15 protein-coding genes are annotated in these 14132 nt (G+C 40.5%); 3 read left to right on the top strand and 12 right to left on the bottom strand.

Annotated elements, in window-relative coordinates:
• From rplV to EHW89_RS08440, 9 genes are all read right to left on the bottom strand, one after another.
• Nucleotides 1-345, bottom strand: coding sequence for a 50S ribosomal protein L22 (gene rplV / locus EHW89_RS08400; RefSeq protein ID WP_003026550.1), 345 nt, complete (start codon nucleotides 343-345; stop codon nucleotides 1-3).
• Between the two features lie 14 nt (nucleotides 346-359).
• Nucleotides 360-638: a 30S ribosomal protein S19 gene (gene rpsS, locus EHW89_RS08405; protein WP_000533765.1), complete on the bottom strand. Its 279-nt coding sequence runs from the start codon at nucleotides 636-638 to the stop codon at nucleotides 360-362.
• Nucleotides 639-724: 86 nt separating this feature from the next.
• A complete protein-coding gene (rplB, locus tag EHW89_RS08410; protein ID WP_003031126.1) occupies nucleotides 725-1558 on the bottom strand; it encodes a 50S ribosomal protein L2 in 834 nt (277 codons plus the stop codon).
• A gap of 17 nt (nucleotides 1559-1575) precedes the next feature.
• Complete coding sequence (locus EHW89_RS08415) at nucleotides 1576-1872, bottom strand: 50S ribosomal protein L23 (protein ID WP_126407967.1); 297 nt, start codon at nucleotides 1870-1872, stop codon at nucleotides 1576-1578.
• Nucleotides 1872-2495 carry a 50S ribosomal protein L4 gene (gene rplD, locus EHW89_RS08420; RefSeq protein ID WP_037598474.1) on the bottom strand — a complete coding sequence of 208 codons (624 nt, stop codon included), beginning with the start codon at nucleotides 2493-2495 and terminating at the stop codon, nucleotides 1872-1874. The genes EHW89_RS08415 and rplD overlap by 1 nt, the downstream gene beginning before the upstream one ends.
• 24 nt (nucleotides 2496-2519) lie before the next feature.
• Nucleotides 2520-3146 (bottom strand): 50S ribosomal protein L3, encoded by a 627-nt coding sequence (gene rplC, locus EHW89_RS08425; RefSeq protein WP_003026558.1) that lies wholly within the window; start codon nucleotides 3144-3146, stop codon nucleotides 2520-2522.
• Between the two features lie 206 nt (nucleotides 3147-3352).
• Nucleotides 3353-3661, bottom strand: a complete 309-nt coding sequence (gene rpsJ / locus EHW89_RS08430; protein WP_002894478.1) for a 30S ribosomal protein S10 — start codon at nucleotides 3659-3661, stop codon at nucleotides 3353-3355.
• Between the two features lie 184 nt (nucleotides 3662-3845).
• On the bottom strand, nucleotides 3846-4355 hold the full coding sequence (locus tag EHW89_RS08435) for a kinase (RefSeq protein WP_037617783.1): 510 nt from the start codon (nucleotides 4353-4355) through the stop codon (nucleotides 3846-3848).
• Complete coding sequence (locus tag EHW89_RS08440; RefSeq protein ID WP_037617785.1) at nucleotides 4355-4792, bottom strand: CoA-binding protein; 438 nt, start codon at nucleotides 4790-4792, stop codon at nucleotides 4355-4357. Before EHW89_RS08440 ends, EHW89_RS08435 begins: the two co-directional genes overlap by 1 nt.
• Before the next feature lie 188 nt (nucleotides 4793-4980).
• On the opposite strand from EHW89_RS08440, the gene EHW89_RS08445 reads away from it, so the two are divergent.
• From EHW89_RS08445 to EHW89_RS08455, 3 genes are read left to right on the top strand one after another with little or no spacing between them, the layout of a single operon-like run.
• On the top strand, nucleotides 4981-5799 hold the full coding sequence (locus EHW89_RS08445; RefSeq protein ID WP_037617787.1) for a class C sortase: 819 nt from the start codon (nucleotides 4981-4983) through the stop codon (nucleotides 5797-5799).
• An 11-nt stretch (nucleotides 5800-5810) separates the two neighbouring features.
• Complete coding sequence (locus EHW89_RS08450; protein ID WP_037617789.1) at nucleotides 5811-6665, top strand: class C sortase; 855 nt, start codon at nucleotides 5811-5813, stop codon at nucleotides 6663-6665.
• Complete coding sequence (locus EHW89_RS08455; protein ID WP_126467825.1) at nucleotides 6662-7507, top strand: class C sortase; 846 nt, start codon at nucleotides 6662-6664, stop codon at nucleotides 7505-7507. Before EHW89_RS08450 ends, EHW89_RS08455 begins: the two co-directional genes overlap by 4 nt.
• A 4-nt stretch (nucleotides 7508-7511) precedes the next feature.
• Here EHW89_RS08455 and EHW89_RS08460 read toward each other — a convergent pair whose 3' ends face one another.
• From EHW89_RS08460 to EHW89_RS08470, 3 genes are all read right to left on the bottom strand, one after another.
• On the bottom strand, nucleotides 7512-8447 hold the full coding sequence (locus tag EHW89_RS08460; protein ID WP_126467827.1) for a Cna B-type domain-containing protein: 936 nt from the start codon (nucleotides 8445-8447) through the stop codon (nucleotides 7512-7514).
• Between the two features lie 102 nt (nucleotides 8448-8549).
• Nucleotides 8550-10073: a SpaH/EbpB family LPXTG-anchored major pilin gene (locus EHW89_RS08465; protein ID WP_037617796.1), complete on the bottom strand. Its 1524-nt coding sequence runs from the start codon at nucleotides 10071-10073 to the stop codon at nucleotides 8550-8552.
• Nucleotides 10074-10084: 11 nt separating this feature from the next.
• Nucleotides 10085-14008 carry a Cna B-type domain-containing protein gene (locus EHW89_RS08470; RefSeq protein ID WP_126467829.1) on the bottom strand — a complete coding sequence of 1308 codons (3924 nt, stop codon included), beginning with the start codon at nucleotides 14006-14008 and terminating at the stop codon, nucleotides 10085-10087.
• Nucleotides 14009-14132: the final 124 nt, after the last annotated feature.

Raw genomic sequence — 14132 nt, forward strand, 5'->3', positions numbered from 1 at the left:
TTATTTTTCTGCAACGACCACTGTGATGTGGCTAGTGCGTTTGTTGATTGGTGAAGCTGAACCTTTTGCACGTGGACGGAAACGTTTCATTGTTGGTCCTTCGTTTGCGTAAGCTTCAGATACTACCAAGTTTGCTTTTTCCAAACCAAAGTTGTTTTCTGCATTAGCGATTGCTGAGTTCAACACTTTTTCGATAATGCCAGCAGCTTTGTTTGGTGTGAATTTCAAGATTGCGATTGCGTCAGCGACGTCTTTCCCGCGGATATTGTCAAGAACTAGACGAGATTTACGAGGTGAAACGCGCACAGTACGAGCCATTGCTTTAGCTGAAGTAATTTCTGCCATGTTTTTCTCCTCTCTTATCTACGTGTTTTCTTGTCGTCAGCAGCGTGACCTTTGTAAGTACGAGTTGGTGCAAATTCACCAAGCTTGTGCCCTACCATGTCTTCTTGGATGTAAACAGGAACATGTTTACGTCCATCATAAACTGCAATTGTATATCCGATGAAACTTGGGAAAATCGTTGAACGACGTGACCAAGTTTTGATGACTTTTTTCTTTTCGTCGTTGGCTTGAGCTTCAACTTTTTTCATCAAATGCTCATCGACGAAAGGTCCTTTTTTAAGACTGCGTCCCATTTTTATGTTTTCTCCTTTAAAATATGTACCACAACGGCTTGCACTGACAATCAGCGCTACCGAGTTGGCGGATAGATTGTTTTAGATTATTTCTCGTTGCGACGACGAACGATAAGTTTGTCGGATTTCGCTTTCTTGTTACGAGTTTTAAGTCCAAGAGCAGGTTTGCCCCATGGAGTAGATGGTGCTTTACGACCAACTGGTGCTTTACCTTCACCACCACCGTGTGGGTGATCGTTCGGGTTCATTACAGAACCGCGGACTGTTGGGCGGATGCCTTTCCAACGGCTACGTCCAGCCTTACCAAGGTTAACCAATCCATGTTGTTCATTTCCAACAACACCGACAGTTGCACGGCAAGTTCCAAGAATCATGCGAACTTCGCCTGATTGCAAACGAACAAGAACATATTTGCCTTCTTGACCGAGCACTTGAGCAGAAGCTCCAGCAGCACGTACTAATTCACCACCATGTCCTGGTTTCAATTCAATATTATGAATCAATGTACCAACCGGGATATTAGCAAGTGGAAGAGCATTTCCGACTTTAATATCCGCTTCTGGTCCAGAAACGAGGCGTTGACCGACTTCAAGACCTTTAGGAGCGATGATATAAGCTTTCACACCGTCAGTGTAATGTACAAGAGCGATGTTTGCTGAACGATTTGGATCGTATTCAATTGTTTTAACAACTGCTTCAACACCGTCTTTGTTACGTTTGAAGTCAATCAAACGGTAATGGCGTTTGTGTCCACCACCTTGGTGACGAACAGTGATACGACCGTTGTTGTTACGACCAGCTTTGTTGTTCAAAGAAACAAGCAAAGTTTTTTCTGGAGTGCTCGTTGTGATTTCAGCGAAATCCAAAGAAGTCATATTACGGCGACCATTTGTAGTTGGTTTATAAACTCTGATTCCCACGATATTTCCTCCTTAGATTATTCTGCTTCAGCACCGAACAACTCGATTGCTTTAGAATCAGCTGTAAGAGTGATGATAGCTTTTTTAGTTTTATTTGTAAAACCAGTATAACGCCCTACACGTTTTGATTTTGGTTTTACATTGATTGTGTTCACATTTGCAACCTTCACTCCGTCAAAAGCAGCTTCAACCGCTTGTTTGATCAAAAGTTTATGAGCGCGAGTGTCCACTTCAAATACGTATTTGCCTTCTTCAAGAAGAGCCATTGTGCTTTCTGTGATGATAGGCTTTTTGATTACGTCATACAAATTCATTATGCAAGAACCTCCTCGATTGTAGAGATAGCTTCTTTAGTAACAAGAAGTTTGTCGCTATTTACGATATCAAGAACACTTGCAGTTGTTGCTGTTGCAACTTTCACATTTGGAAGGTTACGTGCTGAAAGTGCAGCAAATTCGTTTCCTTCTTCAAGAATTACAAGTACTTTTGAATCAATGCTAAGTGCAGCAAGTACTTTCGCAAACTCAGCAGTCTTTGGAGCTGTAAATGAAAGGCTGTCTACAGCTACGAATTTGTCCTCAGCAACTTTTTCAGAATAAACTGATTTAAGTGCCAATCTACGAACTTTTTGTGGAAGTTTGTAGGCGTATGAACGAGGAGTTGGACCAAATACGGTACCACCACCACGCCATTGTGGAGAGCGGATAGAACCTTGACGCGCACGTCCAGTTCCTTTTTGACGCCATGGTTTGCGTCCGCCACCTGATACTGCAGAGCGGTTTTTAACAGCGTGAGTTCCTTGACGAAGGCTTGCACGTTGACTGATAACAACGTCAAAGACAACTGATTCATTTGGCTCAATACCAAATACTGCATCGTTAAGAACTACTTCACCAGCTTCTTTACCAGTTTGGTCAAATAATTTTACGTTTGCCATTGTGACTGATTTCCCCTTTCTTTATTATTTACCAGCTTTAACTGCTGACTTGATAGTGATAAGAGATTTCTTAGCACCAGGCACGTTACCTTTGATGAGGATAACGTTTTTCTCTGGAACAACTTGTGCGATTTCAAGATTTTGAATCGTTACACGGTTGCCACCCATGCGTCCTGCCAAGTGTTTGTTTTTGAAAACACGGTTAGGCGCAACTGGTCCCATAGAACCAGGACGACGGTGATAACGAGAACCGTGAGCCATTGGACCACGTGATTGACCGTGGCGTTTGATAACACCTTGGAAACCTTTACCTTTTGAAGTTCCTGTTACATCAACAACATCGCCAGCTTCGAATGTATCCACTGTGATTTCTGCACCGACCTCTAAGCCTTCAATGTTTTTGAATTCACGAATGAAGCGCTTAGGAGCCGTGTTAGCTTTCGCTACATGTCCTTTAGCAGGTTTGTTGCTCAATACATCACGAAGATCGTCAAAACCGACTTGAACAGCGTTATAACCATCTGTTTCAACTGTTTTTACTTGAAGAACCACGTTTGGTGTTGCTTCAACAACAGTTACAGGGATCAATTCGCCAGCTTCAGTGAAGATTTGAGTCATTCCCACTTTTTTCCCTAAGATTCCTTTTGTCATGAGAAAATGTTTCCTTTTCTATATTTTTTCAAAAAGTTTTTAACGAGCGTTTTTTATGCTCAAGATTAAGATATTAAGGGCGTTAAGAGAGTCTGGCAAAAATAGGAAACTGACGCAGTGTTCGACGAACACTAGGAAGTTTATCTTTTTTGCAGAGTTCTTAGCCCGTATTCAGTTAAATCCGAATACTTTTATCTTGCATCTGATTAAAGTTTGATTTCCACGTTCACACCACTTGGAAGATCCAACTTCATCAAAGCATCAACTGTTTTTTGAGTTGGGTTGATGATATCAATCAAACGTTTGTGTGTACGCATTTCAAATTGTTCGCGAGAATCTTTGTATTTGTGAGTCGCACGAATGATTGTGTAGAGGCTACGCTCAGTTGGAAGTGGGATTGGTCCTGCAACTTCTGCACCTGTACGAGTAGCAGTTTCTACGATTTTTGCAGCCGCTGTATCAAGTGTACGGTGTTCGTACGCTTTCAAACGGATACGGATTTTTTTGTTTGCCATCTTTTTCTCCTTTTCGTCTATTTAAGATAATAGGCTAGCTCCACAAGAAAACCGACAGGTGGTTGCGTGGCAATGCAACCGAGCGTGTCGCAACCTCTTGCATCAAAGCTAAAGACTGTTTTACACAGCACCATAGTATGATACCACACGCGCGGCAACATTGCAAGGGATTTGGGAAGATTTTTTAATTTTTCTTAAAAAATTGGTAATTTAAAGAAAAAGAGTCTGAGACAAAATAGTTCTCAGTCACATCACCTGTAAAAAGGATTTCCTCTTGCCAACCGAGAACGTCTTTGTCAAGCCACCAACACTTCATATCAGCAGGACTAAATTCAGCTACTTTTGAACGTGTCGCATGTCGACGAACTGTTTCTTTAAAAGTCAAATCGTAGTAATAAGCGAAAACCTTGTTATCAAAAAGCTGCCGCAAGCGCTCCAGCATGTCACCATAAATATCCGTTTCATAAAAACCTTCAACAATTACCAGCAAATCATGCTCATGACCATAATGAGCAATCGTTTCTGTTAGAAAAATAGATAAGTTATCTGGTTCCACCTTTTCCTTGAGCATCTCACGCCGGACAAGGTCTTGTGAAATCACAAGCGTCCCACGACCAAAATGATTTTGTAATTTTTTAGCTAGGCTGGTTTTCCCAGAGCCGGAATTACCCCGAATGATGACTAGTTGCGCCATTAGTCAATCTCCTTCACCAAACGATTGTACTCGCGCTTGATACAACGGTTCATGACGATATGATTGCGACCTGCCGCCCGCAAAATTTCTTCCGCTTCTTGACTTTGAAGTCCCAGCTGCGCCCAAAAAATATTGGCATCCGTCTCAATAAAATCACGCGCCACATCCGGCAAAAATTCGCTTCGCCGAAAGACATTGACAATATCCACGGAAATAGGAATATCCTGCAAACGCGCATAAGCCGTCTCGCCCAAAATCTTTTGACCCGCTAACTTAGGATTGACCGGAATGATCTGATAACCCAGTCCCTGCATGATCTTTGAAATACGATTGCTAGTCGTTTCCTCGCGGTCAGAAAGTCCGACAACTGCAATCACTTTGCTCGTCTCCAAATAGGTCTGAATCATGTAATCACTAGGATTTTGAAATTCGTACATAAAATACCTCACTTATTTCCTTATGACCAGTATAGCATTTTTTGAAAAAGGAGGCAGAAATTGGGGCTAGGATTTTTTTAGGAACGAATCAGCAAATATAGCTGCCAATTATGATATAATGATTAGATAGATAAAAATATAATAGTCTTACCAGCGACAAAAATAATTGCTAACAACAAAGGAATATGATGAAAAAATTTTTTAATTTATTAACAAACTTAACGATTATAGCCGGTATCCTCATTATCAGCTACCCTGTTATTAGCCAAATTTATTACAATTACCAAACCAAACAAGAGGTTAAGGACTTTGACTCATCTGCACAAAAATTAACTTCTGAAGACGTGGCGGAACGAATAAAACTAGCTACTGCTTACAACCGCTCTTTGCAAAATTTGGCAATAACAGATCCCTATACCAAAGAAGAAAACGCTAAGGGGCAGGCAGAATATGCTCGAATGCTGACTGTTCATGAAAAAATAGGTAGAATCTCCATTCCTAAAATTGATGTTGACCTGCCAATTTATGCCGGTTCAAGCGAAGAAGTTTTACAAAAAGGGGTGGGACACCTTGAAGGAACCAGTTTGCCGATTGGCGGTCAGAACACTCACACTGTTCTAACTGCCCACACGGGTTTGCCCAACAATCGCCTTTTTACCGACTTGGATAAAATGAAGGTGGGCGATAAATTTTTCATTCAAAATATCGCTGAAACACTTGCCTACGAGGTTGATTCCATAACGGTGATCGAGCCGACCCAGTTTGACTCTCTAAATATTGTACCTGACAAAGACTACGTGACTTTGCTGACTTGTACTCCTTATATGATCAATTCGCACCGTTTACTTGTGCGGGGCCACCGGATCCCTTACAAACCAAGTGAAGAAAAAGTAAAAAATCCGATTAGTCATATTTCTATTCCACCGCTTTATCTAGTCGTTTTCGCAATTCTATTTCTCATTTTCATTATTTTGGCTTGGAATAAGTGGAAATCGAAAAAAGCATAGAAAGATCTATCATGACAAAAAAAAAGAAAAACAAAAAATGGCTACAACTAACCTATAAAATACTTACCATTCTGGGTTGTTTGATGATCTGTTATCCCTTTGTCAGTCAGATTTATTACCAATATGTGACTATGCAAGAGACAAAGCAATTTGATGACGAGAAAGGTAAATTAGCTGACCAAGATGTTGAAAATCGTATTGAACTCGCCAAAGCCTATAACAGCACCTTGTCCCCAGAAAAAATAGGAGACCCTTTCTCAAGTAGAAAAAAAGAGGAAGGCGTAGCCGAATATGCTCGCATGTTGCAACTGCAAGAAAAAATTGGCTATGTCACGATTCCTTCTATCAATCAAAAAATTCCCATTCGGGCAGGGTCATCTGAGAATGTCTTGCAAAACGGGGCAGGACACTTAGAAGGAACCAGCCTACCCGTCGGTGGAGTTAGCACCCATACGGTCATCACCGCCCACAGAGGACTTCCCACAGCCAGACTTTTCACCGACTTGGATAAGGTAAAGGTCGGAGATGTCTTTTACATCACCAATATCAAGGAAACCTTGGCTTATCAGGTAGATAAGATTTTAACTGTTGAGCCCACTGATTTCAAACCAATACTGGTTAAAGAAGGCGAGGATCGTGCCACTCTTTTGACTTGCACGCCTTATATGATTAATTCTCATCGCCTACTCGTTCAAGGCAAGCGCATTCCTTTCCGCGAAGCTGAAAAGAAGAAAAAAACAAAGATCGACTTTTTTGCCCAATATAAATGCTTTATCCTTCTTGCTGCCGGACTCATCCTCCTACTCTTAGGCTATCTACTCTTTAAAATGTTAAGAAAGAAAGGAAAAGAAACATCACTTTCATGAAAAAGAAAAAACAATTACTTGGGCTGAGTCTCCTGTTAATTGGAATTGCGCTCTTCCTCTTTCCTTTTTTATCCATGATTAAAGAAGACATTTGGCAATCCAATGCTCAGCGCACCTATCAGCAGACTAGCGAAAAAACATTCCAAAAACAACGAGCAGCTGTGGAACAAACCACCGTCACCGGAGCTATCCAAGATATTTTCCTAACAAAAAAAGATACTGATCCCATGCAAAAAACGCCCTACTCAGATCTGCTAGATACCAATCAAGTTGCGGGACGCATGAGCATTCCTGCTTTAGGACAACATTTCGACCTCTATCTTGACGCCGACTATGATAAACTCCTAAAGGGAGTAGCGACCCTCGTCGGAACATCTGCCCCCTTGGGTATAAAAGGACAGCGACCGATTATTGCAGGACATAGAATTAATTATAATGGCATGTCTTTCTACTTCCTCCCCTTCCTCAAAAAGGGAGATAGAATTTATTTCGACATTCTTGGGAAAAATCTAGAATACGAAGTGACCGATAGCGAGGTCATCGATGAATACGAAAGCGAAAAACTCAAACCGATTGAAAACGAGGATATGGTCACGCTTATGACCTGTGTAAACGAACCAAGCTATGACAAACGTCTGCTTGTCAATGCAAAAAGGATTGTTTCAGATAGCGAAAAAAAGCAAAACGTATCTGCTAATCCCTTGATTTCCTTTGTTAGCAACCAACATATCAAACTTGGTTTCAAATTACAAAGGCTTGCCCCTTATTTGATTGTGATTGTCGGAACAGCGATTTTTCTCTTTTTCACCAAGCGACTATGGAATATCATAAAAAAACACTGATTCATCAGTGTTTTTTCTCGCTTTTATAAAACTTATATCCTAGTCCGATTAAAACAATGGCAATTCCTAAAAACCAATAAATGGCTAAGGTTCCCGTTTTGATGATTGGTGTCCTTGGCGAGGTAGGTGGCACCAGAGTATTGGTAATCACCGTGCCAGTTTTATCTGACATGTTTTTATAAGTCGCTGTATAGCCATTAGGAACATCTTCTTCAGCTGTGTAGGTGTAGTCTTTCCCTGTCGCATCTGCTTTTTCCAAATTCATAAAGGTATGTTCCCAGTTATTGCTGTCACTCAGCTCAATTTCATCAATGACTTGCCCATTTTGTTTGAGACGAACAGTGATACTGTTTAACTTTTTACCTTTCCATTCTTTCCGAACTTTAAAACTCGTCTTGTCTTCTCTCTGTTTTAAAACCTGCTTGGGATAGACATGGACAGCATCATTTCCTACCGTAAAATAGCTGCCGTCGGGTTTGGTCACAGGCAATTCCACTTCTAATGGAACTGGTGTCGCATCACCCAATATCTGATTTCCTGCTAGCTTTGATTTTTCTTTATTAACGACGATATAGTATTTTCCAGCCTTCAAACCACTAAAGGTGAGTCGACCGCCATTTTCAGTTATCATTGTTTGAACAAGCTCTCCGTCTGCCTTATCCTTGTGGATGTCAAAAGCAACGCCATCAATGGTTGAAGCCTCACTACCAAAATAACTCTCAATGTCTAAAGGTTGCCCAGAATAACTATCTTTTCCTCCACCTTTAGGCCAACCATTCAAATCTTTTAGCTTAACTAAGGTTAAAATAATATCGTAGGTTGCATCTGACGACGCTTGATTTTCTTGAGATGAGACGGTTGTAAATGGCCGCAAAGTTACCAAAATAACAAAGGCCGTAAGTATGGATAGCAGACTGCTCAATATTCTTTTTCTTGTCATAGTATCCTCCTATAACATAGTACTTGTACTCTTCACTAGGATATTTAACTGTTTTAAATACCCTAGTGAAGAGGTAAGGATTGTCCTTACTTCTTCATTTTATTACTTAGCTGAACGACGTTTCGCAATGAAACCTAAACCGACAACCAAGACACCGGCTGCAATCACGAGCGCTGAACCAATACCACCCGTTTGTGGGATTGTTACCTTGTTGTTGACAACTTCAACAATTTTGTTAGCATTTGAATAGCTATCATGTGAAACGATAAACCCAATTACTTGTTGTAACAAAGCATAACCATCTGGTGCTTTGGTTTCTTTGATTTGGTATTCTGTCGTAGCAGAAGTGTCATCGTGTGCTTTCCCAGCAGTACCATAGGCAAGACCTTTGATTTCAAATGTTCCATCAGTTGCTGATAGCAAGTAGATTGGTTGACCTGCTGTTGGTTGCACTGTAGAGCTAGTCGCTGTAACCGTTGTATCACTAGTAGAGAATTTACCAGCGGCAATGGCATCTTTATTTGCTTTAATTAAGTCTTCTGTCCATTTGATTTGTTGACCAGATGAATCTTGCAACTCAAAGATAGCTCCTGCAAGAGGGGTACTATTTTTATCGTTTTTAATAAACTTAGCACCACCCGTGTGGAGTTCAGGGATATCAGTTGGTTTTTCTTCTTTCTTAAAGTTAGGGTTTGTACCATAATCAACTTTAACATCATTCTTATTAGCTTGACCCATAACTGCATCTTCGTTGATAACAGTATCATAGGTAATAGTGATAACATCATTAGCTTTCAAAGACTTAATAAATGTTTCTTTAAAAGCAACACTTATTGTACCAGCCTTTGTATCAACCGGAGAAGTTCCAGTTGTTTCATAGTCAGTTGTAGGAACTACATCATTTCCTTTTTTAACAACAAGATTGCCTTTATAAGTCAAACCTGCTGACATCTTATCGGTAAAGGTCAAGACTTTATAATCTTCAATTCCCTTAGGCATTTTAGAAGTTACTTTAAAGGTCTTCTTTACACCAATATTTGCAGTGTCGTGCTTGTCGTTATCGTTTACAACTTTATCTATGCTCGGTTTGTCAACAGTATTCTTGGGATATACATGGACAGCGTCAGTACCAGTTGTGTACCATCCACCTGTAGCCTTAAAGACTGGTAACTCAATTTCCATTGGAACCGCAGCAGATTCTGCAAGTTGTTCTTGCGATGACAATTCTGATTTTTCTTTGTTTTCAACAATCATATACTTGCCAGCTGGTAAATCCTTAAAGGTAATTTGACCATTTGCATCAGTTTGTCCTTCTTGTCCTGCTACAAGTTCACCGACTTTGTCCGCCTTGCTGTCATCATATTTGTGAACTTCAAACCAAACGCCTGGTAGTGTCTCTGAACCTGCACCAAAATAATTTTGGATGTTTAACTGTTGCCCTGTATATTCTGTACCATCTGCACCAGTTTGTTTTGGCCAATCAGTTAAGTTCGCCATTTTAACCTTAGTCAAGACGATGTCATATGTAGCTTCCGTAGTCGCAAAAGTTTTATCTGCTCCAAATGCTAAAAGCACGATACTAAGAGCTGCTAAAAACGAGAGGAAATATAGTTTTACGTTTTTCATTGTGTTGCCTCCTAAAAAGCCTTTCTATTTTTTTGCATATAATGTAAAATTACTGCCAATGTTAATGTTAAAGTTCCCATCAAAATATATGGTAGGATACCTGAGCCACCCGTATTTGGATAAGTCGGGTTCACCTTGTTCTTCACCGTCAAGGTTGCTGTTTCTCCGACATTTGCATCCGTAAAGGTTACTTTCTTTTCAGACGCCTTACTGATTTCCAAATAATACTTTGGAACAACCTCTTCAATGTAGTAGGTGTAGTACTTACCGGTGGTTTTGTCCTTAGGTGGGTAGTGTTTTGTAGATTCCCAGAGATATGGAGCAGTTGCAGTCCGCTCTAACTGAATCGTCTCAACAAGCTCTCCATTTTGAGTTTGCCCGTCCGTTGTCCGGTACAACTTAACCTCTAGTTTCTTCGGTAGCTGGTCATTTGTAATCTGATTGCCGTCCTTGTCATACCAGAGCTTCTGGATCTTGATTGGCGGATACCTCGTGTTGGTGATGACAAAGCCATTCCGAGCGTCACCACTGTAATCGACATCATATTCAGGCGGAATCTCCTTTTCCCTGACCACGTACTTAAAGTCGGTGATTTTCTTCTCTGCTGCTTCTTTTTGTAATAATTTAGCGGCAGATTCTTCATCTGGTATCGGACTAAAGGTGTCTTTCCAGTTATTGCTGTCAGAGAGATCTTTTTCTTCCTTAAGCTCTTCTTTTGCAACACCGTCTTCCTTCCAAGTAGCATAAAGCTGTGCCGTTATTTTAGAATATGTTGTTTCAGAGTCACGCCACTTCTTCTCAACCGGAATGGTAATTCGCTTGTTGACTTTGTTGGTAACTACATTGGATTCACCAAATTTTGGTTCGGTATTGTATTTTACTTGGAAAGTATTAACAGCCGTCTTGCCACCAATATTATTATCCTTGTCATAAGCCGGAGCTTTCATATTCATGATTGCATGCAAAATGGTGTACTTATGAATGACCGTTGTTGGTTTAGAAACAATCTTGATCGCTGTTACATCTTTGTAGTCGCTTGGGTTCTTTGTCCAATTTGAACTATTTACCTCTGTGTCAGCATCCGTAGTCGGATATTTATCTGTTCGATAGTAAATATCAAAATCTGCCGTCTTATCTTCATCACCAACTTTTACAGTAATTGGACCTGTCAAGGTGTTTGAAAAGGCAGATTCGGCACCACCCGCAGTCGTCCGATCGCTGTCTCCAACGTGAGGAAGAACATCGTAAATTTCCACCCTCGTCAGATCTCTATCGTAGTAATTTCGCACTTGCAGATCATATTGGAAATGCCCCGAAGTGGAAGTTATTCCGCTGTACTCTGTTTCAATACCGTCTTTATTGAAACTTCGACCATAATATTGAGGTCCACCTTCCACCAGCGGCTCTGTGCTACGGATCGTCTTGACACTCTGCAGACTCTCTGTTACATTCCCTATAACATTTGAAGTAGCCTTTACGACCTTGTCCGTAGTGTCGCCGTTCATATTGATATCTCTTTCGTCATCCACAATCTGATTTGAATCGGAATGAATGGCATCCGGGAACGGTTGACCATTGTCTTGGTAGAAATAAAGTTCATTCGTGTTATTGAAAGTTGGGGTCTCTGCCTTACTAGGGATAATGTCACTATTGATTTTTAATCCCTTTAGTTTGAAAGCATAAGCTCTTCCATTATTTAAGTCTTTTACCAGACCCGATTTTAATTTGATTTTGACCGCTGTGCGACCACTACCATTGTAGTTTTCAATGACTGAAAATTTATCAATCATATCCAGATTTGCCAACCCAACTGCTTCGAGCATATCTTCTGCTTTTGTTTTGTCTACACCTGGTGCAATACTAACCCCCTTAGGAAGAAGATCGACAAGCGTTGGATTCTTTAGATAGCGGGCTTTGGAAAGTTGTTCAAGTTCTAACCTTAAGAAGAAGAAAAGTGATTCTCCTTCAACGCCAGAAGTTTGTCCATCCGTATTCTTTGATAGACCAATCTTTTCTACAAATGGTACAAACTGTTTGCTCCATTCAGCGGATGTATTAATTGGAACATCTTGATTTTGAGAGTTTTTCACTTTAGCTTCAAGACCGACCACATTTTTTATATCCTTTGCAGCAGAATAAGGAACATGATATGGATCTTTGAAAGCCATATGGACAAAACCATCAATAATCGTCCCAACTGGTAAAGCGTAATCTTTGAAGTGGATGGTTATTTTAGTGTATTTTGGAGTGACAACCGGTGCGTCCGCTTCTGTTAATTCTCCGTTTCGGATCTTTTCAGCCGCAGCATTTAGTTCGTCTTGTGCCTCCTTATTGATCTGCTGTCCTGGAGAAAAAGTATCATAAGTCCCATCGCTCTTATAGGCGCGGATTTCCATCTTATCATTGAGAGGTTTAGCATTTATCCCTTTTCTTTCAAAGAAAGAATCAACACTAGTGAAATACAGTCTTGAGTCAAACTTGCTGGCATCTTCAACCAGAGTGATCTCTTGCATCGGTTTTGATAGCTTGTTTTCTACCTTGACTGTATAGTCTAGTCGCTGTGCATAAAGTCCAGCTCTATCATGTTGCACCGTCTGATGCTCTGTCCTCTTGGCAAGAATCCCTGTACCACTAAAATCATCTGCAATGAGGTTAAAAGTTATGTCGTCACTAGTTTTATACTCTTCATTTGCCGACGGATTGAAAGGAGTAGCTGTAATGTCTGCCTCATTCTTAAAATTAGGTTTAGTCCCACCATTTTTGTATTGAGCATCTGGGAAGGATAGGTACAGAGTAGCCTTTCCGACATCAATATTATGACGAAAGTCCCCATCAAAATCACTTTCTAAGAATTCCTTTGTGTAGGTTGCCGTTCCAGTGCTACTATCGTAGGTCCAGTCAGGATTAAGGGCTTGGTCAAACTTGGCAGTAACTAACTGACCTTGGCTATTCATATAAGTCGGCAGCTTATCCTTGATGACGACTTTTTTCATCATTCGCTGCTGACCTGAATTTGCCTGCACTTGATAGGTGAAACTGAACGGTATAGGCTCTGCACCGGTTTCAGAAATCCTAGTTGAATCTCCTGTCTTAGCTGTCCCTCCGTAGAGAAGCTGACCATCTTCGCTACTAGTAGCAACTACCTTTGTTAGGTTCATATTTGGATAAGTTGGAGTATACTCCTGATCATTTCCTGTGTATAGAACTCCACCATTCTTATCCTTAAGAGTAACCTTTGGTTGTAACTTATAGTCTTTCGGAACTAATCCATCTGTAAAGCTAAAAATATAAGGGATGCTAATCTTTGTTGTTGATGTAATGGAATTGAAACGGATACGATAAATTGTCTTCCCATTTTCCACTATTTTTTCTGCACTTTTGATTAGAGGGATACCTTCGGTCGGAACTGTAAAGTTATCTAGATAAGCATCTGTGTTCAGCACCTTACCACCCGGATACAGAGTAGTTGGCATTTCAATATCTAGATAAGGTCCTTCTATGTCTGAGGTTAAACTAGTTCCATCAATATCCACATAAGTGGTAATCTGTTCATCTGTACGATAAGCCGTCTTTGCATTTGGCTTTATCGTGACAGTTGGAACTGTTGCCGTTGGCGTAGGAGGAGGTCCCGGTGGTAATGCATCGTCATCATCTTCTGATGTAGCCGTAGCTGAAGTTGTTTGACTCGTTGAGCTGCTACTTTCTTGACTAGAACTACTAGGGGTTTCCTGACTCTCGTTGACAGTGCTTTTCTGAGTTTCACTACTAGAACTTCCCGAGTCTTCTTTTTTGGCAGTTTCAGCAGGATTACTTACTAGAGCAGAAGACGGGCTGGTCTGTTCTTGTGCGAAGGCAAGAGAAGCACCACTCACTCCTTGTAAAATTGTGTTCATAAGCAGAATCAGAACTAAAAATATACTGCCTTTTTTCTTCATTGCCTCTCCTTTTCTAAGTTTATTTCACATTCCGGACGAAATTTAATATATATATATTAAAACATTTCATAAAACAGCTCTTTATGAAATTTATTTATGTATGGAAGTCATGCTATTCCCTCTA

The organism is Streptococcus periodonticum, from assembly GCF_003963555.1.
GTDB classification, from domain to species: domain Bacteria; phylum Bacillota; class Bacilli; order Lactobacillales; family Streptococcaceae; genus Streptococcus; species Streptococcus anginosus.

Coding starts and splice junctions, on each gene's coding strand:
- rplV (WP_003026550.1), bottom strand. CDS start 345: ATGGCAGAAATTACTTCAGCTAAAGCAATGGCTCGTACTGTGCGCGTT.
- rpsS (WP_000533765.1), bottom strand. CDS start 638: ATGGGACGCAGTCTTAAAAAAGGACCTTTCGTCGATGAGCATTTGATG.
- EHW89_RS08415 (WP_126407967.1), bottom strand. CDS start 1,872: ATGAATTTGTATGACGTAATCAAAAAGCCTATCATCACAGAAAGCACA.
- rplD (WP_037598474.1), bottom strand. CDS start 2,495: ATGGCAAACGTAAAATTATTTGACCAAACTGGTAAAGAAGCTGGTGAA.
- rplC (WP_003026558.1), bottom strand. CDS start 3,146: ATGACAAAAGGAATCTTAGGGAAAAAAGTGGGAATGACTCAAATCTTC.
- rpsJ (WP_002894478.1), bottom strand. CDS start 3,661: ATGGCAAACAAAAAAATCCGTATCCGTTTGAAAGCGTACGAACACCGT.
- EHW89_RS08435 (WP_037617783.1), bottom strand. CDS start 4,355: ATGGCGCAACTAGTCATCATTCGGGGTAATTCCGGCTCTGGGAAAACC.
- EHW89_RS08440 (WP_037617785.1), bottom strand. CDS start 4,792: ATGTACGAATTTCAAAATCCTAGTGATTACATGATTCAGACCTATTTG.
- EHW89_RS08445 (WP_037617787.1), top strand. CDS start 4,981: ATGAAAAAATTTTTTAATTTATTAACAAACTTAACGATTATAGCCGGT.
- EHW89_RS08450 (WP_037617789.1), top strand. CDS start 5,811: ATGACAAAAAAAAAGAAAAACAAAAAATGGCTACAACTAACCTATAAA.
- EHW89_RS08455 (WP_126467825.1), top strand. CDS start 6,662: ATGAAAAAGAAAAAACAATTACTTGGGCTGAGTCTCCTGTTAATTGGA.
- EHW89_RS08460 (WP_126467827.1), bottom strand. CDS start 8,447: ATGACAAGAAAAAGAATATTGAGCAGTCTGCTATCCATACTTACGGCC.
- EHW89_RS08465 (WP_037617796.1), bottom strand. CDS start 10,073: ATGAAAAACGTAAAACTATATTTCCTCTCGTTTTTAGCAGCTCTTAGT.
- EHW89_RS08470 (WP_126467829.1), bottom strand. CDS start 14,008: ATGAAGAAAAAAGGCAGTATATTTTTAGTTCTGATTCTGCTTATGAAC.